This is a genomic window from Roseomonas sp. KE2513 (genome assembly GCF_016107305.1).
In the GTDB taxonomy this organism is placed as follows: Bacteria; Pseudomonadota; Alphaproteobacteria; order Acetobacterales; family Acetobacteraceae; genus Roseomonas.
Genome location: NZ_RCVR01000040.1, coordinates 1 through 21,913, shown reverse-complemented (window position 1 = coordinate 21,913; position 21,913 = coordinate 1). Strand labels below are relative to the sequence as shown.

Sequence of the window (21,913 nt, the reverse complement as noted above, 5' to 3'; positions counted from 1 at the left end):
ATCAACGCGGGCCGGCAGGCGAGCGGGCTTCATTTGAATACCGATGCGCTGATGCCCCATTCCCCCGGAGCCAAACCGCAATGATCGACAGATCGAACTTCAATCGATCATTGACTCGATCGTCGATGATTTGCACGATCTCGGTGATGATGAACGAGCCCCGGCGCCTGCCCTTTGAGATGGCGCCTTCCAGCGCCGGCCTACTGGGTGGTCCAACCCTGACCGACGAGGCCGAGCGCCGGATCAGGCAGGACATCCTCTCCATCGTGCTCGAGCCGGGTACGCGTCTTCGCTTAGACAGCCTGCGGGGCCGCTATCAGGTCGGGGCCAGCCCTCTTCGCGAGGCCCTGTCCCGCCTCGTCGGCGAGGGCTTGGTCGAGGTCGAGGGTAACAAGGGCTTCCGCGTCACCCCACTCTCGGGTGCTGATCTCGTCGACATTGCGTACATGCGCGCCACGATTGAAGGACAGGCGGTCAGAGATGCGATCGCACGGGGGGACGCGGCGTGGGAGGGTAACATTGTTGCCGCGCTGCACCGCCTAGTCCGCGCCACTGAGACTACGGCGACCGACCCGACTAGCTTGGCTACTTGGAATGCCGAGCACGACGCATTCCACCGCGCGTTGATTCATGCCTGCGGCAGCCACCGTGCCCTGGATGCACAGAGACGTCTTGCGGAGCAGCACGCACGGTACCGCATCGTGTTGATGGGCGCGAACATGCCACGCCAGCTTCTCGTCGACGAGCACCGGGCAATGGCCGAGGCGGTGCTGGCCCGAGATGCGGACTTGGCTCAGCGCCTACTCGGCCAACACATGCGAATCACGAGCGACTTCTACGCCCGACAGCTATGCGGGGCCGCTTCGCCCAGCGACTAGCTCATGCGTAACCAAGCGGAGGAAACAAGAATGATCACGCGTAGGTGCCTTGTGAGCGGTGCTGCTACGGTGAGCGCAATGCTGATCCAGCCGGCCCAGTCACAGGGCGTAGGCAAGATCCGCATCGGCTACACGGCCGTGCTCGACTACACAGCCGCATTCGTCGCTCAGGAAGAGGGTTTCTTTCGGCGTCAGGGGCTGGAGACAGAGCTCCAGCTTATTCCGCTGAACTCCACGCTGCCAGCTGCACTGCAGTCCAATTCGATCCAGATCGGCGGGCCAACGCCGTCCGTCATGATCTCCGCAGTAGATGGCGGGCTTGATCTCGTCGCCCTCACGGCATGCGCCGAGATCACGCGGGAGGTGACGACCTTCGGCGTGGTGGTGAAGACTGGTTCCGACGTCCAGGACGCCACGGGCTTTGTGGGGAAGAGGGTCGGCGTACCGGGATTGAATGCTTTCCTCCATGTGCTGTTCCGGAAGTGGCTTATGGACAAGGGCGTGGACCCCCGCCGCGTAACCTTCGTAGAGGTGGCCTTCCCTCAGATGGCCGACGTGCTGCGCGGCGGCACGGTGGACGCAGTGGTGACCGGCGAGCCTGTCTTGAGCCGGATCGTCGCCAGCAGCACCGGCCGCCTCGTATCAAATATGACCCCGGAGTTAGCTGAGCCGCTGCCAACCGCGCTCTGGGCAACCACTCGCGCCTGGGCCACGCGCAACCCTGACGCCATTCGTGGCTTCCGGAGCGCAATTGCGGAGGCGGTGGCATGGACAGGGAGCAACAGTGACAAGGCTCGGGAATACATCGCCAAGTACACGCGCCTTCCCATAGAGATCGTTCGTACCGTCCCGCTTGCCCGTCTGCGCTCCGACGTCACGCAGCGGGAGTTGGAGGCGTGGGTCCGCATTATGACCGAGCAGGACATGCTGACGTCCAAGATCGACGCAGCGCGCCTACGGCTAGCCTGAGGCCGTGATCATGGACGGCATGCAGGGCGCTGCGGGTACGGTTCGCTCAGGCGAGGTCATCAAGCCCGCCATCGCCTTTGAAAGCGTCCACCTTGACCTGGGAGGACGGGAGGTGCTGCGCGATGTCAGCTTCTCCCTGCCATCCGGGAGCTTTGGCTGCGTGATCGGACCATCGGGCAGTGGCAAGACCACGGTGTTGCGTCTCGCCGGCGGCTTCCTCCAGGCGAAAAATGGATCCGTCTGCGTCGGCGGTGTCCCGCGCTCCGGCCCGTCGCGGGACGTCGCAGTCGTCTTTCAGGACTATGGCCGCGCGCTGCTGCCTTGGCGCGACTCCTACGGCAACGTCTCCCTCGCACTCGAAGCCGCGGGCGTACCTCGGAGTGAGCGCAAGGACAGGATCGAGCGCCTGCTGACCACCGTCGGGCTCGGCAAGCATCTTCACAAGTATCCGTCGGAAATGTCCGGTGGCATGCAACAGCGCCTTCAAATCGCGCGCTGCCTCGCTCAGGAACCTCGAATCCTCTTAATGGACGAGCCCTTCGGTGCGCTGGACGCGATGACCCGGCAGACCCTCCAGGACGAGTTGCTTCGCCTTGTCTCTGACAGCGGCATGACCGTGCTCTTCGTTACCCATGACCTTGAGGAGGCGCTCTATCTCGGCGACGTGGTCGTGGCGCTCGCAGCTAATCCCGGGCGGGTGGACCGGGTGGTGACGGTTCCGCTGCCCTCACCGCGGAGCCAGCTCGCCACCCGCGAGCACTCGGAGTTTCTGCGTCTCCGGCGTGAACTGTTCGGCCTCATGCAGGATGGCCACGGATGATGCGCTCGGCCCGGCGTGGGGTGGTGATCCCGCTGCTCCTGCTCGCGTCCTGGGAGATCGCCTTCCTAGGGCAGCCCCCTAGTGACTCCCTAGCACCACCCAGCGCCGTCGTCCGAGCCGGTGCGACCGCCCTAGCTGACGGATCTCTGGTCGTCGCGACCTGGGAGACGCTCTCGGTGGTCGTGTCCGGACTGCTGCTTGGCGGGGGCGCGGGGATGGTGGCTGGCATCGTCCTCGGCCTCGTGCCGGCCTTAGCTCGCTTGGCCCGGGCGCCGGTAGAGGCGCTACGGCCGCTTCCTTCCGTCGCCCTGATCCCCCTGGCCCTGCTCGTCTTTGGCTTTGGACCTGCGATGGGCGCCTCGGTCGTTGCCTTTGCAACCTTCTGGCCCATGCTCGTCCTTAGCCAAGGGGCCGTCGGCGGCGTTGACCGTACCCTGCGCGACGTGACCCGCGCACTCCAGCTCGGACCGGTGGCGCGGGTTGCCAAAGTCATCCTTCCCGCGGCCCTGCCGCGGCTCGTCGTCGCCCTGCGTCTTGCAGTCGGCGTGGCCCTCGTCGTCGCGGTTACGGTGGAGATCGCGGCAAACCCGCAGGGGTTGGGCTATTCACTGACCATGGCCCAGCAGGGGCTCGCCCCCGCCCTGGCACTTGCGTACCTCGTCTGGATCGGCGTGCTCGGCTGGGGGCTCAACAGGATCCTCGTTGCAGCGGAGCGGCGATTGCTTCTCCATCATGGGCAAGCCGGGGGGGGGCGCTAATGCGCGCGGTTCGCGAACTCGCAGTTGCCCTGACCGGCCTCGGGATAGTGCTGCTCGTCTGGTGGGCGGTGACGGAGACCGGACTAATCTCACGCGCCTTTCTGCCGAGCCCGGACGCTGCGCTTGCCGCGCTCCAGCGAGGGCTGGCGCGCGATCTTCTCGCACAGACAGGGGCGACCGTGATCCTGATGTTCCAGGGATGGCTGCTCGCCAGCCTTGTGGCCATCATTCTCGGCGCGCTGATCGGACTGAACCAGACGGCGCGCGAGACGCTGGAGCCCCTGCTGGAGTTCATCCGGCCTCTCCCGGCCTCGGCCATTATCCCTATTGCCATCGCAGTCTTTGGCCTGACGCCGGGTATGGTTTTGAGCGTGGTTGCCTTCGGATCGCTGTGGCCGACCCTGCTGGCGACCGTCCACGGCTTCAAGTCCGTGGAGCCGCGTTTGGTTGAGGTATCACGTGCCCTAGGCCTCTCGCGCCTTTCCTTCGTCTGGAAAATCGGTCTGCCAAACGCGGTCCCGGATGTCCTGGCCGGCATGCGGCTCTCGCTGACTGTGGCACTAATCCTCGCGATCGTGACGGAAATGCTGGCCGGGCAGCAGGGACTGGGCACGGCAATTCTGCTGGCAGGCCGGTCGTTTCGCGCGGCCGATATCTTTGCTGGCTTGATCCTGCTCGGCCTGATCGGCCTGATCAGCAACCTCGTGCTCGAGGCAATTGAGCAGCGGCTTCTGCGCTGGCGGGCGGCATAACTCATTTAACTCGGGAGGATTGTCATGGCGATCAGGAATGCAACCGTCACAGTGGAGACAACGAGCATCTTCCACAGCCAGGACACCGGCCTAGCCCTGCCTGCCACGCCCCAGGATTTGCCAAGCGCCGAGTGCTGGCGGGCGGAGGTCGCAGGGTGAGCTATTACGTCGGGACAGATGTGGGCGGCACCTTCACTGACATGTGGGTCGCCGATGGGAGCGGGCAGGCGCGGGTCTTCAAGAGTCCTACGACGCTAGACGTCATGACTGGCGTGCTGAACACCACGCGATTGGCCGCAGAAGGTTACGGGCTGTGCTTCGAAGAGTTCTGCGCCCGTATCGTCCGCTTCGGGCATGGGACGACAGTCGGGTTGAACGCCCTGTTGACCAGGCGGGCGGCACGATGCGGCGTGCTGACCACCGAGGGTTTCGGCGACACGCTCGAGATCGGCCGCATGCGGCGCCTGACTTCCGGCCTCTCGGAGCTGGAGGTGACGGACTTCTTCCTGCACAACCGCTATGATCCGATCGTGCCGAGAGACATGGTGGAGGAGGTCCCGGAGCGGATCGACGTCAACGGGCGTGTGGTGCGCCAGCTGGATGAGACGCAGGCGCGCGCCGCCATTGCCCGGTTGGTGGCGAAGGGGGCACAGGCACTCGCGATTTGTACGCTCTGGTCGCCTGTGAACCCAGTGCACGAGCTGCGCCTGCACGAGTTGGCGCTGGAGGCGATGCCGGATGCCTTTATCACCCTCAGCCACGAGGTGTCTCCCGGCGTCGGCGAGTATGGCCGCATGTCGACCGCCGCCGCCAACGCCGCTCTCGGTCCCGTCGCCGGCCGCTACCTTTCGCGCCTCGAAAAGGAGCTCCAAGCGGCGGGCATGACGGTTCCCGTGCTGATGATGACCAACGCCGGCGGGGTCCTGCCGACCGCGTCGCTGACCGACCGGCCAGCCTACGCTATTTTCTCGGGGCCAGCGGCCGGTGTGATCGGTTCCCTCGCCATTGGCGAAATGCTGGGGGAGAAGAACCTTCTCGCGACTGACATTGGGGGGACCTCCTTTGACGTCGGGGTCATCGTCCGTGGTCGCCCCGTGATGCGGCAGGAGATCTCCGTCGCCGGCGCCGACATCCGCGTGCCCTCCATCGACGTGGACAGCATCGGGGCGGGTGGTGGGTCGATTGCTAGCGTGCAGTTCGGGGCGTTGCAGGTCGGGCCCCAGAGCGCCGGATCCATGCCAGGTCCCGCCTGCTACGGGCGGGGTGGAACGGAGCCGACGGCGACTGACGCAGACCTCGTGCTTGGCGTGCTGGATCCTAACAACTTCATTGGCGGGGCCATGAAGCTCGATGGTGAGGCGGCCCGCCGCGCCATCCATGATCGCATCGCCAAGCCGCTGGGCGTGGATGTGATGGAGGCAGCCTGGGGCATCCGCGAGGTGCTGGACGCGAAAATGGCGGCGCTGCTGCGCCGTGCCACCATCGAGCGTGGTCATGACCCACGGGATTTCGTGTTCCTGGCCAACGGCGGCGCCGGGCCAAGCCATGCCTGGGCCCTGACGCGGGAGCTTGGCCTTCCGAAGTTCATCGTGCCGGCGGCGGCGACCGCGCAGTCGGCCTTTGGCTGTGCCAACTCCTCGCTGGGCCTGACACGGGAAAGCCCCGTTTATCTGAGGGCAGGGGGTCGGGCGGTGCCGCCCGACAGCCAGCTCCAGACCGTCGAGGCGGAACTGGCCCGGCTTTCCCAGGAGGCGGCGAAGAACCTCGAATCCGCCGGCGCGCGCGGTGACCTCGTGCTTGAGCGCGTGCTGTCAATCCGCTATCGCGGCCAGACCAACACGCTGGACATTGTCGTGCCGGGCGAAGCTTTCGGCGCGGACGCATTCCTCTCCGCAGCCCGACAGTTCGAGCAGGAGTACGAGGGCCTCTTCGGACGCGGTGCAGCCTACAGCGCGGCAGGCTTTGAAGTGGTCGGCGCGAGGGTAACGGCTACCGGCCATTTGCCGCCTCCCCGGATCGCTGCCTCGGGCGAGGCCATGCGTCCGGCGGGAACCCGCTCGATCCTGTTTGACCTTCGGGCCGGTCCTGTCGAGGCCGCCATATGGCGCACGAGCTTTCCGCCACCTGGTGCTGAGGTGGTTGGCCCTGCCGTCATCGAGTTCCCGGGGCAGAGCGTGGTGGTGCCGCCGGGCGGCGTCGCCCGGGCCGATGAGATGGGGAACCTGCACGTGAGCATCGCCGCATGAGCAACGTCACGGTCAACCCGGTCGTTTACGAGGTCATCCGATCCCGCCTGCTGGCGAGCACGGAGGAGATGCGGATCGCGCTGCAGAGCGTCTCCGGCTCGCCGACCGTCACGGAGGCGTCGGACTTCTTCACAGGCCTTTTCCTGCCCGACGGATCCTTTGCCTCCATGGGCTTCCAGGTCTCCTTACAGGCTCCGGTGGTAGGCCACCTCATACGCGCCGTTCACGACCGGCCTCACCTTGAGGTTCGTGACGGGGACATGTTCATGGGCAATGATCCCTTCGTCGGCGCCTTGCACCAGAACGACCTCCAGCTCACCGGCCCAATTTTCGCCGACGGTCAGCTGATCGCATGGGCAGGGGTGGAGGCACACGTCACCGATATCGGTGGCATGGACTTCGCTTCGTGGTCGCCCCGAGCGCGCGACTGCCGCCAGGAGGGCCTCCGCATCCCTTGCGTGAAGGTCGTGGAGGAGGGGCGCCCGCGCGAGGACATCCTGGAGATGATTCTTACGGCGACCCGCCTCCCGGCCCAGCTTGGCTTGGATATCCGGGCCTTCATCGCCACGATAAACGTGGCACGTAGCCGAATTGCGGAACTCGCGGGTCGGTACGGGGCGGGCACTGTCTCCGAGGTCATGCGGCTCATGATCGCCCAGTCGGAGAGGCGGACCCGTGCCCGGTTACGCGAGCTGCCGGACGGCATCTTTCGCGCCACCGACTTCCTCGAGCACGATGGCGAAGCGAACCGCCTCTATAAGATCCATGGCGTGCTGGAGAAGCGCGGCGAAACGCTGCGTTTCGACTTCAGCGGCTCCAGCTACCAGGCGCCTGGTTTCATCAACTGCACGCGGTCTGGGCTTGAAGGGGCGGTGATCGGGTCAGTGATGCCGATGCTCGCCTGGGACATTCCCTGGAACCGAGGTATCCTGAACTGCTGCGAAATCGTCGCGCCCGACGGATTGGTAGTCACCGCGCAATACCCTGCGCCGGTCGGATCGGCGACCGTGGAGGCGATCTGGACCACGACAAACGTGGTGAGCGCTTTGTGTAACCGGCTTCTGGCCTGCTCCAAGAGCTATGCGCCCCGCGCGCAGGCAGTGGCGCAGGGAACCATGGCGACCTTCAACCTCGGCGGCCGCAACCAGTATGGTGAGCCCTTCGGGTTGCACCTGATGGACCCGCTCGCCGGTGGATACGGGGCTTTCGCAAGCAAGGACGGCTACGACGCCGGCGGTCCGCACAATTCGCCCATGGCGTCGATCGCTGATGTCGAGAGAAACGAGCGCGCTGTTCCTCTTTTCTACTTCTACCGCCGGCTGGCGCGGGACACAGGAGGCTGCGGCACCTTCGCGGGCGGTGCCTCGGCTGAACTTGCACTAACACTGGCCGGCGTGGACGAAGCCGAGGCGCTGATCATGACGCACGGAGCCGAGGTGCCGAACACGGCAGGCCTCGCGGGCGGCTTACCTGGCGCGACGGTCGTGCAGCGCTGGGCAGAGCAGGGTGCCTCGGAAGGGGTGCTGGACGCTGCTGCCCGCTTCGAAATGCTCGGACCCAAGCCGGGCCTCCGGCCTATGCGCCGCGGCGACGTCTTTGCCGTGTCCTGGCAGGGCGGCGGCGGATGGGGCGACCCTCTTGGACGCGACCCTGATGCAGTGCTCCGCGATCTGAACCGCGGCGTAATCTCGACACAAACGGCGAGCGAGATCTACGGCGTGTCAGTCGTGGACGGGGCCCTGGACCGGGACAGCACGGAGGCCCTTCGCGCGTCGATCCGCCAGAGACGAATAGGGGTCGCTATGCCCGCGAGGACGGTTGTAGGAGAAGTCCTCCTGCCGATTGGGCCCGCGCTAACGATCGTGCGTAACGCCGAGGGCGACCACGTCATTGGACCGTCAGGACACGTCCTATCTTCTGGGCATACGCGCTGGCGGGAGGGCGCCGTCTCTGCGCCCGTCCAGGCGGACCAGCTTCCGATGCACGTGCTCCATGCAGAGCTGGCGATGACTGCTTGGTATTGCCCGGTCTCGGGCATCCTGCTCGCCCTTGACATCCACCGTGCGGACGAAACTCCGCAACACGACGTGGAGATCGACCTTGCCCAGCTGACTGCGCCGACCACGGCTCAAAACGTGGCCTGACTCACCTTCGCCTGCCGCGTCCGGCAGGGCCGGCAGGCAGGCGGGGTAGGCCGCCGCAGAGAGGGAAGCACGGTGCACTGGGAGAATCGGAGATGACCAAGCGCATTCTTATAACCGCCGCGGCAGCGGGCATCGGCGCTGCCATAGCACGCCGAGCGAAGGCGGACGGCTACGACGTCATCATCTCCGACGTTGACCAGGAGAAGGGTGAGCAGCTGGCCAAGGAGGTGGGCCTGACCTTCGTTCGCTGTGACCTAGCGAGGGAGGCGGAGGTCGTCTCTCTTATTGGGCAGGTCGGGCTTGTAGACCTACTAGTGAACAATGGCGGCGTCTCCGGGCCGACGGCGCCCGTCGCCGAGGTATCGACCGCAGATTGGGAGCGTGTCTTCGCCGTGAACGTCACGGCCACTTTCGTGGCGTGCCGCGAGATGGTCCGCCTTATGCGGCCTGCCGGGAGGGGAACGATTGTCAACATGTCTGCTGCGGCGGCGAAGATCGGCTACCCGAACCGCGCTGCCTACGCCGCTTCAAAACGTGCGGTTCTCGGCCTTACGGCTTCGCTTGCCCGAGAGGTCGGCGCGGATGGTATACGGGTCAACGCCGTCCTGCCCGCAGCCGTCCGTGGAGAGCGGATGGACACTGTTATCGAGCGTTACGCGACTGCCAACGGCGTATCGATCGCGCAAGCAGAGGCGACATATCTACGCCGGCAGGTGACAGGTCGCTTCATTGAGCCGGAGGAGATCGCGGCCCTGATCCTGTTCCTCGCCACGGACGAGGCACGCTCCATTACGGGTGAGTTCATAAGTATCGATGGAGGGTTTGAGTGAACGATCAAGCCGAACTGGACCGTGCGACAAGGCCCATGCCTATTTCGCCCTCTATTGCGGAGACCAGGACATGAGTGATTTCGTTCGCTCCATCCCGGTTCGATGGAACGACTGCGATCCTGCCGGCATCGTTTTCCACGCGCACTATGTGCGTTGGATGGATGAGGGCTTCCACGACCTAGCGCTCGTCCGAGGCGTGGATTTCAGGGCAATGGAGGCGATGGATCCGAACTTCCGCAGCTCGCCTCTCGTGGACATCGGATGCGCCTTCCGAGCTCCGGCTCAGTACGGCGACCTGCTGGATCACCGTATTGCCCCACCAGAGATCGGCAGTGGGCGTGCGTTTCGCGTCCTGCACAGGTTCTACAAGGGCGAAACTCTGGTTGCGGAAGGCCATCAGGTTAGAATCTGGGCCATGGCCGGGCCGGGAGGGGAGGGGCTGCGAGCCATCGTGGTACCAGGACCTATCGCAGCCAAGCTCCGGGGGGATGACCTGCCCCCCTAGAAGTGGGCCGCCGGAGATGAGAGTCCGGCGGTATGTCGGAGGGGTATGGGATGGCACGCAAGCACCACAAGCCGGAGGAGATCGTCGCCAAGCTGAGGCAGGTTGAGGTGCTGACAGGCCAGGGCAAGCCGGTGGTCGATGCGGTTCGGGCGATCGGAGTGACGGAGGCGACCTACTATCGCTGGCGTGCCGAGTATGGCGGGCTGAAGCTGGACCAGGTGAAGCGACTGAAAGTGTTGGAGCAGGAGAACGGCCGTCTCCGGCGGGCAGTGGCTGACCTGACGCTGGAAAAGCTGGTGTTGAAGGAAGCCGCCTCGGGAAACTGGTAAGCGCCCCTCGTCGCCGGGCATGCGTTGCGCATGTCACGGCCAAGCTGGACGTCTCGGAGCGGTTTGCCTGCAAGGTGCTGGGTCAGCACCGTTCGACGCAGCGCAAGGTGCCGAGGGCGGCCGACGACGAGGCGGCGCTGACGGTGGCGATTACTGACTGGGCTCGGCTGTATGGCCGGTATGGCTACCGGCGGATCACGGCCCTGCTGCGGATCGAGGGCTGGGCGTGCAACCACAAGCGTGTAGAGCGGATCTGGCGTCGTGAGGGCCTGAAGGTGCCCTCCCGACAGCCCAAGCGGGGGCGGTTGTGGCTGAACGACGGCTCGTGCGTGCGTCTGCGTCGTAAGCGTTGCGTCGGCGACAGGCCGGATGTGAGTTGACAGCGTGCGGTGGTGTTGCTCCCGCGCTGGGACGGCGAGAGCTGCGAGGTTATCTTGATTGACGTAACGGGTCGTTCGGTCTGACGATCCCCGGTCTTCGACGAACCGGAGCCACGGAGATGGACGTCGATACTGACAAGATCGACGATGCGGTCTTAGCTCTGCTGCAGTTGACCTTGCACGATGGTTTCAGGGCCTGGAAGGGCCATGACTGGGACGCACTGGGTCGCCTTCATCGTAAGGGGATGATCGGTGATCCGGTTGGCAAGGCCAGATCGGTGGTGCTCACCGATGAAGGCTTGGCTGAGAGCAAGCGGTTATTTGATCAGCTTTTCAGCAAGCCCGGATGACGGGTTCACGCGCCGTGCTCACGCGGCCAGTTCGGGTGTCCTGTTTGAATTGCTCGGTTGCCAGTTCCATGGCAGCAGGGTGTCCAGCTCGGCGGCCTTTGTCCGCCCCGAGACGATGCGCTCCAGCACGTCGGTGAGCCAGGCCTGCGGGTCGATGCCGTTCAGCTTGGCGGTCTGGAGGAGCGTCATCGCAATCGCCCAGTGCCACGCCCCGCCATCGCTGCCTGCGAATAATGCGTTCTTGCGATTGAGGGCGACCGGACGGATGGCGCGCTCGACCACGTTGGAGTCCATCTCGACCCGGCCATCGTCGAGGAACACGGTCAGGCCCGGCCAATGCCGCAAGGCGTAGCGGATGGCCTTGGCCAGATCCGAGGCGGCGGAGACGCGGCCCTGATGGGCCTGCAGCCAGGCATGCAGGGCCTCGACGAGGGGTCGACTTCGCGCCTGCCGCGCCTGCTGTCGGTGTTCGGCAGGATGACCGCGGATCTGGCTCTCGATGGCGTAGAGCGCCTGGACCTGCGCCAGCACCTCGGCCGCGAGCGGTGACCCGGTGGAGGCGTGGAACTCGTAGAAGTACCTACGCATGTGGGCCCAACAAAAGGCGAGGGTGACCGAGCCGTCGGCGCGGTCGCCCGCCAGCCGCTTGAACCCGGCATAGCCATCCACCTGCAGCACGCCCCGGAACGTTGCCAGGTGCCCGGCGGGGCGCAGGCCCTTGCGGTCCTCGGTGTAGGCATAGGCCGCGATTGGGTGCCCTGGACCGCACCACGGCCGGTCATCGACCGCGTAACACCAGAGCCGTCCGGTCTTGGTCCGGCCGCGGCCGGGGTCGAGCACCGGCAGCGTCGTGTCGTCGGCGAACAGCTTGGGCGCGGACAGCGCCGTGCCGAGGATCAGGTCGTAGAGCGGGGTCAGCCACCAGCAGGCCCGGCCGACCCAGTTGCTCAGGGTGGAGCGGTCCAGGGTGACGCCCTGCCGCGCCAGCATCCGCGACTGGCGGTACAGCGGCAGGCTGTCGCAGAACTTGCTGACCACCACATGCGCCACCAGCGCCTCGGTGGCCATGCCACCATCGATCGGCCGCTCCGGTGCGGGCGCCACCACCACAGTGCCCTCGCAGGCTCGGCAAGCGTAGCGGGGGCGGCGGGTGACGCGGATCCGCAGCTGGGCGGGCACGATGTCAAGCTGCTCGGTGCGGAGCTCGCCGATGGCATGCAGCGCGCCGCCACAGCAGGGGCAGTCGCGGCATGCGACGTCGATCAGCACCTCGTAGCGCGGCAGATGCTCGGGCAGGGCGCCGTGGTTGCGCCGGGGCGGCGCCGGGCGGCGGCGCCCCTCCCGGGCCTCCGCCGCATCCTGCCCGGCCTGGTTCTCGGCGATGCTCTGCTCGAGATCCTCAAGCCCCAGCTGCATCTGGTCCGGGCTGAGCTGTTCCGACCGGCGGCCGAACTGGTGCCGCAGCAGGCGTTGGATCAGCAGCCGGAGCTTGTCGTTCTCGGCATGCAGCGCATCGTGCTGATGCGCCGCGGCGGCGACCACCTCCCGGAGCATCCTCTGCAGGATGGCGGGATCATCGGGCAGCGTGTCGAGGTCGATCTGCACGCCCTGATGATGGCGGATGCCGCCGCGTCGGAGCTACCGTTTCCAGCCGAATCGCAGCCCTGTTACCCGGCCAGCTCCGGCCTGCGGCGCGGCACCGGTGCTCGCCATTCGCAGCCGTCGAGCAGGGCCGCCAACTGCGCCGTGGACAAGGCAATGCATCCCGTCGTGGTGGTGGTCGGCCAGACGAACTGACCCTGCTCCAGCCGCTTCGTCAGCAGGCACAGGCCAACCCCATCGTGCCAGAGCAGCTTGATCAGTCCGGCCCGGCGGCCGCGAAAGGCGTACACCGCCCCGCCGAACGGGTCCTCCGCCAGGCCCTGCTGCACCAGCATCGCCAGGCCCGTCATCCCCTTGCGCATGTCGGTCACGCCGCAGGCGAGGAGGATCCGCAATCCAGCAGGCGGCGCGATCATCGGCGGCCCAGTGCAGACAACACGCGGCGCAGCACCGCCTCGTCCACCGCCGCCCCCACCCGCACCGTCACACCATCGGGCAGCACGATCTCGATCGAGGCTGGCACAGCACCGGGCATCGCGTCCGAGGAGGCCACCTGAGGCACCGGCTGATCGGCTGCCGCGCCTTCACCGTCGGCCAGCGCGGCGACCGGCACGAAGCTCGGTGACGCGGGCAGCACCGCCTTGAGATGGTCCTCCACCAGCTGCCGACGCCAGGTGTAGAGCAGGCCACTGCCGATGCCGTGCCGCCGCGCTACCGCGACCGGCGAGCCGCCCGGCTCCAGGCTCTCCATGACGATGTCGCGTTTCTGCTCCGGCGTCCAAATCCGCCGCCGCTCGCCGCGGGTGATCACCTCAATCGGCGCCCCGCGCACGCTCATACGATCAATCGTAGGAGCGTCCTCAACCTCTGTGACCCGCGGTGGCAGCGTCTTGCCCATCCCGCACTTGCATCACAGCACTATCCCGCGCCGCAATGTGCCGCCGCCGCGACGCTTACTCTGCGTCCGGAGCGGCCAAATCAGGTCTGGGCCTATGACTTCGTGGAGGACCGTACTCGGGACGGGCGCAAAATCCGGATGCTGAATGTCGTAGACGAATTCACCCGCGAGTGCCTGTGCATCCGCGTCGGGCGCAAGCTGGGCTCCGCCGAGGTGATCGATGTCCTGAGCGACTTGTTCATCCTGCGCGGCACACCTGGCTACATTCGTTCGGACAACGTCCTAGAACGGGAAGGCGTGGGACGCTTTGGCCAACAAGTCTCCATCGCCAGTTTGCACTGACGTCAGAACGCGCAGCAACACAAAACCAGGTGGCCTCCACCGCGATGGGGGAGCTCTCGACCATAGCAAACACAGGGTCCGTCGGCGGCCCCCACGTCCTTGTAGAGACCGCCGCGGCCCTCACCGTCCTCGAGACGAGATGCAGACCCAGGTGGAAGACCCGAACATTATCTACAGGGTCGCGGATGCGCCCTCACGGCTCCGATAGAGAGGGGTTCTTCCACCTGGTACCGGCCCCTCGACGAAGGGCCGGTAGTCGACACCGCCTTTGATGATCGCGTGAACCACGCGGGCCATCTTGGCGGTGATCGCTGTGAACGCCTTGCGCCGGAGGTCCGGATCGTCCCGGTCCTTGGCGACATAGCGCTCGAACTTGGCGCCGAAGCTGTTCTCCCGCTGACGGATGGCGACCTGGGCGGCCATCCACAACGTCCGGCGCAGGCGGGCATTGCCGCGCTTGGACAGCTTGGTCTTGCCGCGGAACTGGCCGGATTGGTGGGTGGCGAGATCCAGGCCGCAGAACTTCAGGAACTGCCGGTGATGCCCGAACCGGCGCAGGTCACCCGCCTCGGCCAGGATGGCCAGCGCGTTGATCGGCCCGATGCCCGGCACCTGCTGCAGGCGCCGGAAGTCGGCGTGCTCGCCCAGCAGCTCGCCCGCGAGCCGCTCGATGGTGTCGCGCTGGGCAATCAGGTGCCGTGCCTCGGCGATGACGAGGCGGAACATGGTGATGGCAGGCGCCTCGGGCGGGATCGGCAGCGCGATGGAGGTCTGGGCGGTGTCGTAGATGTCGCCGAGCAGGCGCGCCTTGGCGACCTTGCGGCCGGCGAGGTCCCAGGCAGTGGCGACGAAGGCCTCCTTGCTGAGGGCGGTGATGCTGGCCGGCACGGGAAAGCGCTCAAGGAGGGCAATGAACCAGTCGCTGCGGGTGTTGTTCCGGAAGCGGTCGACCTCGGGGAAGTACAGGGGCAGGTAGTGGGTCTGGATGCGGTGGAGCGCCTGGGTCTTGGCCTTGGAGACCACCTCATGGGTCATCGACAGCTCCTAGATGTCGTTGATCCCGTGCTCCAGCAGGTCGTGGTAGGGCTTGGCCGCGCCGATCCGCAGCATGTGCAGGATACACCTGGGCGTCCTTGGGATCGTTCTTGTCCCAGCCGTTGTGCAGCGCCTCCCTGGTCCGAGCGAGGGCCACCGAAGAAATCAGCCGCACGTCGAAGCCCGCCTGCACCAGCCGCCAGGCGAGTGGGCGGTGGTAGTGCCCAGTCGGCTCGAGGCCGACGGTCACCGGGCGCTCCAGGGCGTGCAGCTCGGCCACCAGTCGGTCGTGCTCGGCACGGCTGTTGGTTACCGTCATCCTACGCCGCCGCCGGGCCTTGGGCACCTCGATCAGCACCTCGTTCCCGAGCTTGGCGACATCGATGGCGACAAGGACCGTCGCAGGGGGTGTAGGCTGGGGCCTCGTCATGGCCGGTCGGCTCCTCTCCGTGTGGCTGGACACCATCACTGTGGAGGCTCGCTGGCCGGCCGTGGCCGCCTTTGAACCGGGTCATACCCAGATCCGGTTCAACCTTCCCGATGTGCTATGGGCCCGAGTTCGCCGCCAACGTCGTGAAGGGCTGGATCGGCGGCGTCGGTGCCAAGACGGCTTACATCGAGCCGGGAAGCCCATGGGAGAACGGCTATGTGGAAAGCTTCAACGGCAAGCTCCGCGACGAGCTGCTGAACGCCGAGGTGTTCAACACACTGGCCGAAGCCCGCGTCCTGATCGAGCAATGGCGGGTGCACTACAACACCGTTCGCCCGCACTCATCCTTGGGCTACCGGCCACCTGCGCCGGAGGTCGTCTTGCTTGGCATGCCGACGCCGCCCGGCAATCCTGTCCCGACCGGGTCACCTCCACAGCCAGCTACAATGCTGCACTAACTTTTCGTCCGGACCACTCGTTGGGGGCTGGTCAGGTAGGGCGCGGCAAGGGAAACCGCGATCTCGACCGGCGCTGGTCCCGCCCGATCACGGAGCCACAGCACGGCGCGGCCGATGATGAAGCCGGCCGCCGCGCCACCGGCGAGAGCCCAGGCCACGTCAAGGGCCGCCTCCGTCACCTCTGGTGCCGCACCCTCTCGCATGGCGCCCGTGACGAGGGCGAGGGCGGTCAGCGCCACGATGCGTGATGCCATCTCCCGGGCCTTCAGCGCGTCTGTGAGAGCACGGGGTACGTGAGGCGCGCCCTTGGCCTCCTGGAACAGCCGCGTGTCGAAGAGCGCGGCAACGACGCCGAGGAGGAGGGCCGCGGTCCATGTGATGCCCGGCAGAAGGACGTAGCGCGAGAGGGCGGCAACGCCCAGCACCGTCAGGAGCGAGACGGCCACCCCGACGATGACGCCCGGCAGAAAGAGGTGGCGCAGGAGGTGCGGCGTGATCCGGACGGCAGCGGCGTAGATGACTGGCGGCAGGAAGAGCCCGATCGCGAGGTCCGGGTCCACCCGGATGGGTGCGGAGCCGGGGAGGAACCCAGCCGTGAGCCCCGCACCGAAGAGGAGCACTGTCGCGGGAAGCTTAAGAAAGTGCGCCAGCGCCAGGAGCGGTCCAATGCCGGCCAGAAGCAGGGCGATAAACTCGACGGTGCCCATGCTGGCGCTCCTGTCCCGGCTACCCTCGGCAGCTCAGCCGTGACAGAGGAAACGCAGGGCGACCGGGATAGCTCCTCCGCGACAACTTGGCCTCTGTGCTCCTTAACCTCGGGGCAGCGGCCGAATTTCTCGGCATGATGTCGGATTTGATAACCCGATCGTGGTGGGCGCGTTCCCCTGGATGTCTGCAGCCTCTGCTATGCGGCAGCGAGGGGAAAGGCAGCGTTCAAATACCCACACCGAGCGACCGTCTTCCAGCAGAGGAACCGAGCATTGACCGGAAAGCCCCCCGAGATCCCCGGCGGCGCACAGTTGCGGACGATCGCCATGCCACGTGACACCAACGCCGGAGGCAGCATCTTCGGCGGCTGGACGCTGTCGCAGATGGACTTGGCCGGGGGTACCCTTGCGGCCGAGCACGCGGAAGGACGCGTGGCGACCGTCAGCATCGACGCCATGCGCTTCCTGCGGCCCGTTTCGGTCGGCGACGAGGTCAGTTGCTACTGTACGCTGCAGGAAATGGGCAAATCGTCCGTTGCCGTCAGGATTGAAACCTGGGCTCGCGAACGTGGCGGCAAACCTGCAGAGAAGGTGACCGAGGGCGTTTTCACGTACGTTGCGATCGACGAGGAGGGTCGCCCGCGTGACCTCCCAGCGTCAGAGGCGAGATGACGATCGAGGCCCCACATCCGCAGCCGTCTGACATGTGCCAGGGCCTTCGGCAGAGCTTCGCCAAGCCACTTTTTGTCGAGACCGGCTATTTGCAATCAGTAAGCTGAAAGCCGGGCACAAATGAACAGCAAGATAGATCCTGTGGCGGAGCCGGCAGTCGTTACGGGAAGCCGGGAGCAACTCCTTCACCTGCTCGCCGAGGCATCGGAGATCGAGCACACCCTCATGTGCAGCTATCTCTACGCTGCCTTCAGCCTCAGACGTGGGGAGAGGGAAGGGCTTTTTACAACCGAGGCCTCAACTGTGGATCGGTGGCGTAAGACCATCATGAACGTGGCGGTCGAAGAAATGGGCCATCTTCTCATGGTGGCAAACCTGACTGTTGCGGTTGGCGGCCGGCCCCACTTCGCCAGACCGAACTTTCCCGTCGCGCCCGGGTACTTTCCTTCGGGGGTCGTTGTCCGCCTCACCGGCTTCTCGCGCGAGACGCTGGAGCACTTTATCTTCCTTGAACGTCCGCAAGGATCTCCGGGCGAGGATAATCGAACCTTCAGTCAGGAGAGCTACGGCCGTGAGCAAGCCGTCCGCGGCCTGATGCCGAGTGCGCAGGACTACACCACGATCGGACACCTCTACGAGGCAATCCGCGCAAACCTCATTTCGCTCGCAAGCCATCTTGGAGAGGGCGGGCTGTTTCTGGGCGGTGCCGAACGGCAGGTTGGGCCTGACGTGGTCGATTTCCAAGGGGTGACCAAGATCGCTTCCTTAGAAGCGGCTTGCACCGCAATCGACTTGATCATCGAACAAGGTGAAGGGTCACCAGAGGAGCAGGAGGATTCGCATTACCGAAGCTTTCTGAGCATTCAGAGCGAATTTGAGGAACTCGCTCGTGGGAACCCCTCCTTTGCACCCGCATGGCCCGTCGCAGACAATCCTGTGCTCCGGCTTCCACCAAGCCCCGAGGATAAGGTCTTTGTCGACCATCCAGAGGCTGCGGTACTGCTAGATTTCACCTGCTCGGTCTATGGCTTGCTGCTACGCCTCCTTGTGCAAAGCTTTGGCCGAGCAGGTTCGGAGCCAGTTCTTGAGCAGAAGACGCTGATCTCAGCCGCCATCGAGCTCATGCATACGCTAGCGGGTGCGTCCGATCAGCTTGCGCGCCTGCCTGCGAGCCTATCCACACCCGGTGTGAACGCTGGCATGAGCTTCACCATGTTACGTGGGGTTGAGCCCCTGCTCGACGGACGTGTCGAGGAACAGCTCATACGTGAGCGAATGCGAGATCTGGCTGATGCTGCGCGAACCATTCCTCAACTGCCGAGCGCCTTGAGCGCAAGCCTCGATCGACTTGCTGAAGCATTCTCTCTTCAAGCGTCTTCCTGAACGTGCTGCATCCCTTCGATAGGCATTGTCAGGTTGGCGGGACCGGAGGGCCGTGGCAGCCTGCACCGCATGAACTCGCCTAATCCGTACCGAGGCTTCCGCTATCCAGCCGAGGTCATCCAGCATGCAGTGTGGTTGTACCACTGCTCAGCCTCAGCCTGCGTGACGTCGAGCTGATCCTTGCTGCACGCGGTATTGTCGTCAGCTACGAAACCATCCGCGAGTGGGGCCTGCGCTTCGGCCGGCTGTTCGCGAACGAGCTGAAGCGGCGGCGGCCAAGGCCAGGCGATAAATGGTTCATGGACGAGGTGTTCATCCGCATTCGCGGCATGTTGCACTACCTCGGGCGTGCGGTGGATCAGGACGGCAATGTGCTCTACATCCTGGTTCAGAGCCGACGCAATGCCAGAGCCGCGAAGCGGTTCTTTCGCAAGCTGCTGAAGGGGCTGGAGTACGTTCCCCGCGTGATCGTCACCGACAAACTTCGGAGCTACGGCGTTGCGAAGCGCGAGATCCTACCAGGGGTGGAGCATCGGCAGAGCCGCTATCTCAACAACCGCGCCGAGGTGTCACACCGGCCGACACGACGGCGAGAACGGCAGATGCAGCGGTTCAAGTCGCCGCGCCACGCTCAACGGTTCCTCTCCACCCCCAGCCGGATCCACAACCACTTCCAACTCCGTCGTCACCGCCTGACTGCCGACCAACACCGCCAGGTCCGCAATGCCGCGTTCAGCGCCTGGCGCGATGTGACCAGAACTGCACCAACTATCTGAGGGTGGCGCCAGCTCGAGTGCTCCTTGCGTCCTACGTCGCCAACCTGACAAGGCCATTGGAAGGTCCGACCTCGAAGACCCCGGACGGTGACAGTTCGATGGAAACCGCCCTCTGCCTATCGACGACGGTCAGGGCCGTGGAACTCCGGATGGGTGTCGCGCGCGCCAGTTCGATGGCCTGCTCGACCGTGGCTGCCTCCTCCAGGATCGTGGCTGCAAGGAGGTGGACAGGTATGCCGCCTACGCCGTCGTCCTGCTGGGCGAGGATGTTGAGGAAGAGGCCGAGACCCGCGCTGTTGACGCCGATCTTCCCGAGGATCCCGTGTTCCGTGATGCCCACGTAGTCGTGGACGTATCCCCTCACGGCCTGGGTATGCCAGTAGTCGTTGAGCTCCTCGTTCCAGTCCCAGGTCTGGACGCCGAACGGTGTTGTCGTCCGTTCCGTGCTGCGACCTACGGGAGCGTATATCAGGGTGCTGCACTCGCCAGGTGCACCATTGGTGGCCATGCCGAGCAGTTCGGTTCGTGCATTGAGAGCAGCGATCTGCCAGGGATCGACACCAGCCTCACTGGCTATGCCGTCCATCTCCTCCACGATCCGCGGCCGCCAGGCCCCGACATCGTCGATGACGCGCCCCGAGGCGGCCTGGATCGTCTCCCGGTCCAGTCCGGCCTTCGCGAAGAAGGCCTCGTAGGCCTCGAGACCGCCGAGCAGTTCGTCCCCGAGCAGGGAGGCACGCTGTCTCCCACGCTCTGCCGCTTCGGTAGCGTCGAGCAGCAGATGGGGCCGGTCGCTCCGGCGCCGATAGGTGAATGTCGGCTTCGAAAGGGAATTCATGGATCGCCTCTATCGTTGGGTTCCGCGCACTGCGGGTTCTGTCAGCGATCGCGCCAGAGCTGCCGCCTCGCGCCGGCTGACGCTGTGAGCTTACCCTGCCGCGAGGACGGAGAGCACGGTTGTCGCGCGACGGAGATGAAGCATGCGACGGCGGCTGGCGGGAACATACTGGTTGTGGCGGACGCGAGGACGGATGTAGAGGGCGGTCGAATTTCAGGCCACTTACCCGCCCTACGGCGAGCTCTCCAGCCCCCATGATTTCAATCTCGGATTTGCCGTAAGGGCTTGAGCAGATTAGCTCTTGGCGGGTCCGCTGCATCTGCCAGGGGTTGGTGAAGTGGCCTAGTTTTACTCCGCCCCGTGGCCTGAAATTGGACCGCCCTACAGAGCTCACACCCACTCGGTGTGCCACCTCCAGGACCGTCAGCTGCTCGGCCGATAGGGGGACGATGTTCGCCCGCTGCACATGCTTGAGCGGGCAGTTCCGGTCGCCAAGGATCGCTGCAAGCCGCGCGCGATTTTCAGTTCCAACAATGACGCTGACGGTCTGGGCCATACCGTGAAACTTCCAGAGCAGCGCTGCCTTGTGAATCCTACGTCTGCGTCAGTGCACAAGAAGGTTTGCGAGGTGCATTCCGCAGCGGCGCCAGTTCTATCGGGCGTCAGGGCAGTGGATCCGGAGGATGCCCCATCAACTGCTCGAAGCGGCCTGCATAGAGCGGCCAGACCTCAGGATTGACCAAGCGCGACGGCACCTTCCCAGCCAAGACATCGATCCATTGCTGTGCCGCCATGGCGGACATTTGGCGAAGCGCTTCTGCAGTGATACCGGCGGTGTGCGGGCTAGCGATGACATTGTCAAAGCGCAACAATGGGTGTTCGGCGGGTGGTGGTTCCTTCAGAAAGACGTCGATGCCAGCGCCGGCAAGTCGCTTATCTACTAACGCCTGAGCCAGGGCAGCTTCATCGTGGATGCCGCCACGCGCGGTATTGATGAAGTAGGCCGTTGGCTTCATCCGCTCAAACTCAGCTGCACGGAAGAGGTTGAGAGTCTCGGCGTTGCGCGGACAGTGGACTGACACGAAGTCGGACTGCGCCAGGAGCGCCTCCAGCGTCGTTTTTTCCGCCCCCCTAGCGCTGACTTCCGCCGAGTCCAAGTAAGGGTCGTAGGCTAGCACCCGCATGCCGAACAGGCCGCCGCACAGGGTAGCCAGCCGCCGTCCGATCAGCCCCAGACCGACAATGCCGACCGTCTTGCCGAGGATGTCGTTGCCCTGTAGCGCATACCTGTCTACCGCGTCGCCTCGGCGCAACATCTTGTCCGCTATGACCATCCGCTTGGACAAGACCAGCATCATCCCCAGTGCATGCTCAGCCACGGCTTCCAGGTTGCTGCCGGATTGGTGGAGAACGAGGATCCCAGCCGCGGTGCATGCCTCAGTCTCGATGTAATCGTAACCCGCGCCGGTCGAGCTCATGGCAAGTAGGCATGGGCTGCGAGAGATCAGCGCAGCATCGCCGAACCAAGGGTCCTGCAACTCGGTCCGGGCCTGCACCTGGTAGCCGTGGGCGCGGGCCAGCGCGGCATCGTTGACGGATCGTGGGTCGGCATAGCGTAGACGTCGTAAGTCAATATCGGGCTCGACGGCCAGTATCGCCTCGGCCACTGGATCGACCCATTCTTCGAAGTACACCAGCCTCTTTGGCTTCTCGGTCATGCTGTCTCTTCCCTTGTCGTGGCCTCCGGCCACCGCCATCAGCCCTGCCAGCCCATACGGACCGATAACTCCTGTTGGGGCATGCCAAGCCTA

18 protein-coding genes and 6 pseudogenes are annotated in these 21,913 nt (G+C 65.2%); 16 read left to right on the top strand and 8 right to left on the bottom strand.

The genetic code is table 11. The features are described 5' to 3' along the window. The first annotated feature begins 80 nt into the window (after window positions 1-80). The 11 genes and pseudogenes from D9599_RS25140 to D9599_RS25090 all read left to right on the top strand — a co-directional run bounded on the left by D9599_RS25140 (window position 81) and on the right by D9599_RS25090 (window position 10,961). Complete coding sequence (locus D9599_RS25140) at window positions 81-878, top strand: GntR family transcriptional regulator (protein WP_198384043.1); 798 nt, start codon at window positions 81-83, stop codon at window positions 876-878. Window positions 879-908: 30 nt separating this feature from the next. Further along, complete coding sequence (locus D9599_RS25135; protein ID WP_198384042.1) at window positions 909-1,847, top strand: ABC transporter substrate-binding protein; 939 nt, start codon at window positions 909-911, stop codon at window positions 1,845-1,847. Window positions 1,848-1,857: 10 nt separating this feature from the next. Next, a complete protein-coding gene (locus D9599_RS25130; protein ID WP_198384041.1) occupies window positions 1,858-2,667 on the top strand; it encodes an ABC transporter ATP-binding protein in 810 nt (269 codons plus the stop codon). After that, window positions 2,664-3,425, top strand: a complete 762-nt coding sequence (locus D9599_RS25125) for an ABC transporter permease (protein WP_198384040.1) — start codon at window positions 2,664-2,666, stop codon at window positions 3,423-3,425. The genes D9599_RS25130 and D9599_RS25125 overlap by 4 nt, the downstream gene beginning before the upstream one ends. Next, window positions 3,425-4,177 (top strand): ABC transporter permease, encoded by a 753-nt coding sequence (locus D9599_RS25120; protein WP_198384039.1) that lies wholly within the window; start codon window positions 3,425-3,427, stop codon window positions 4,175-4,177. Before D9599_RS25125 ends, D9599_RS25120 begins: the two co-directional genes overlap by 1 nt. Before the next feature lie 155 nt (window positions 4,178-4,332). Further along, window positions 4,333-6,423 (top strand): hydantoinase/oxoprolinase family protein, encoded by a 2,091-nt coding sequence (locus D9599_RS25115; RefSeq protein WP_198384038.1) that lies wholly within the window; start codon window positions 4,333-4,335, stop codon window positions 6,421-6,423. Then, entirely contained in the window at window positions 6,420-8,567 is a 2,148-nt protein-coding gene (locus tag D9599_RS25110; protein WP_198384037.1) for a hydantoinase B/oxoprolinase family protein, read from the top strand. The genes D9599_RS25115 and D9599_RS25110 overlap by 4 nt, the downstream gene beginning before the upstream one ends. Before the next feature lie 92 nt (window positions 8,568-8,659). Continuing rightward, window positions 8,660-9,397 (top strand): SDR family NAD(P)-dependent oxidoreductase, encoded by a 738-nt coding sequence (locus tag D9599_RS25105; RefSeq protein ID WP_198384036.1) that lies wholly within the window; start codon window positions 8,660-8,662, stop codon window positions 9,395-9,397. 70 nt (window positions 9,398-9,467) lie between these two features. After that, a complete protein-coding gene (locus tag D9599_RS25100; protein WP_198384035.1) occupies window positions 9,468-9,902 on the top strand; it encodes a thioesterase family protein in 435 nt (144 codons plus the stop codon). Between the two features lie 50 nt (window positions 9,903-9,952). Next, a pseudogene (locus D9599_RS25095) lies at window positions 9,953-10,581 on the top strand (IS3 family transposase); the annotation flags it as partial. Window positions 10,582-10,730: 149 nt separating this feature from the next. Continuing rightward, a complete protein-coding gene (locus D9599_RS25090; RefSeq protein WP_198384034.1) occupies window positions 10,731-10,961 on the top strand; it encodes a DUF6429 family protein in 231 nt (76 codons plus the stop codon). 18 nt (window positions 10,962-10,979) lie between these two features. Here the strand turns inward: D9599_RS25090 and tnpC are convergent, their stop codons facing one another. From tnpC to tnpA, 3 genes are all read right to left on the bottom strand, one after another. Continuing rightward, window positions 10,980-12,515, bottom strand: coding sequence for an IS66 family transposase (gene tnpC, locus D9599_RS25085; RefSeq protein ID WP_232480890.1), 1,536 nt, complete (start codon window positions 12,513-12,515; stop codon window positions 10,980-10,982). A 113-nt stretch (window positions 12,516-12,628) separates the two neighbouring features. Then, window positions 12,629-12,979 (bottom strand): IS66 family insertion sequence element accessory protein TnpB, encoded by a 351-nt coding sequence (tnpB, locus tag D9599_RS25080; RefSeq protein WP_198384032.1) that lies wholly within the window; start codon window positions 12,977-12,979, stop codon window positions 12,629-12,631. Continuing rightward, window positions 12,976-13,401, bottom strand: a complete 426-nt coding sequence (tnpA, locus tag D9599_RS25075) for an IS66-like element accessory protein TnpA (RefSeq protein WP_232480887.1) — start codon at window positions 13,399-13,401, stop codon at window positions 12,976-12,978. The genes tnpB and tnpA overlap by 4 nt, the downstream gene beginning before the upstream one ends. Before the next feature lie 120 nt (window positions 13,402-13,521). Between tnpA and D9599_RS25070 the strand changes: the two are divergent. After that, window positions 13,522-13,740 (top strand): annotated as a pseudogene (locus tag D9599_RS25070) (DDE-type integrase/transposase/recombinase); the annotation flags it as partial. Window positions 13,741-13,974: 234 nt separating this feature from the next. On the opposite strand, the pseudogene D9599_RS25065 reads toward D9599_RS25070, so the two are convergent. Further along, a pseudogene (locus D9599_RS25065) lies at window positions 13,975-15,268 on the bottom strand (IS110 family transposase). Window positions 15,269-15,387: 119 nt separating this feature from the next. On the opposite strand from D9599_RS25065, the pseudogene D9599_RS25060 reads away from it, so the two are divergent. Then, window positions 15,388-15,726 (top strand): annotated as a pseudogene (locus D9599_RS25060) (transposase); the annotation flags it as partial. Here the strand turns inward: D9599_RS25060 and D9599_RS25055 are convergent. Then, window positions 15,723-16,433, bottom strand: coding sequence for a cation:proton antiporter (locus D9599_RS25055; protein WP_198384030.1), 711 nt, complete (start codon window positions 16,431-16,433; stop codon window positions 15,723-15,725). The pseudogene D9599_RS25060 and the gene D9599_RS25055 overlap by 4 nt on opposite strands. A gap of 327 nt (window positions 16,434-16,760) precedes the next feature. Here D9599_RS25055 and D9599_RS25050 point away from each other — a divergent pair, with 327 nt between their 5' ends. The 3 genes and pseudogenes from D9599_RS25050 (at window position 16,761) to D9599_RS25040 (ending at window position 19,264) form a co-directional block, all read left to right on the top strand. After that, a complete protein-coding gene (locus tag D9599_RS25050) occupies window positions 16,761-17,105 on the top strand; it encodes an acyl-CoA thioesterase (RefSeq protein ID WP_198384065.1) in 345 nt (114 codons plus the stop codon). A gap of 120 nt (window positions 17,106-17,225) precedes the next feature. Continuing rightward, window positions 17,226-18,488: a ferritin-like protein gene (locus D9599_RS25045; protein ID WP_198384029.1), complete on the top strand. Its 1,263-nt coding sequence runs from the start codon at window positions 17,226-17,228 to the stop codon at window positions 18,486-18,488. 69 nt (window positions 18,489-18,557) lie between these two features. Further along, window positions 18,558-19,264: pseudogene (locus D9599_RS25040) on the top strand (IS6 family transposase). 31 nt (window positions 19,265-19,295) lie between these two features. On the opposite strand, the gene D9599_RS25035 reads toward D9599_RS25040, so the two are convergent. The 3 genes and pseudogenes from D9599_RS25035 to D9599_RS25025 form a co-directional block, all read right to left on the bottom strand. Continuing rightward, window positions 19,296-20,102, bottom strand: coding sequence for a C45 family peptidase (locus D9599_RS25035; protein ID WP_232480886.1), 807 nt, complete (start codon window positions 20,100-20,102; stop codon window positions 19,296-19,298). Window positions 20,103-20,490: 388 nt separating this feature from the next. Beyond that, a pseudogene (locus D9599_RS25030) lies at window positions 20,491-20,658 on the bottom strand (IS630 family transposase); the annotation flags it as partial. 106 nt (window positions 20,659-20,764) lie between these two features. Continuing rightward, the gene (locus tag D9599_RS25025) at window positions 20,765-21,820 is read right to left on the bottom strand and encodes a hydroxyacid dehydrogenase (protein ID WP_198384027.1); all 1,056 of its coding nucleotides are present in this window, start codon (window positions 21,818-21,820) and stop codon (window positions 20,765-20,767) included. Between the last annotated feature and the right edge of the window lie 93 nt (window positions 21,821-21,913).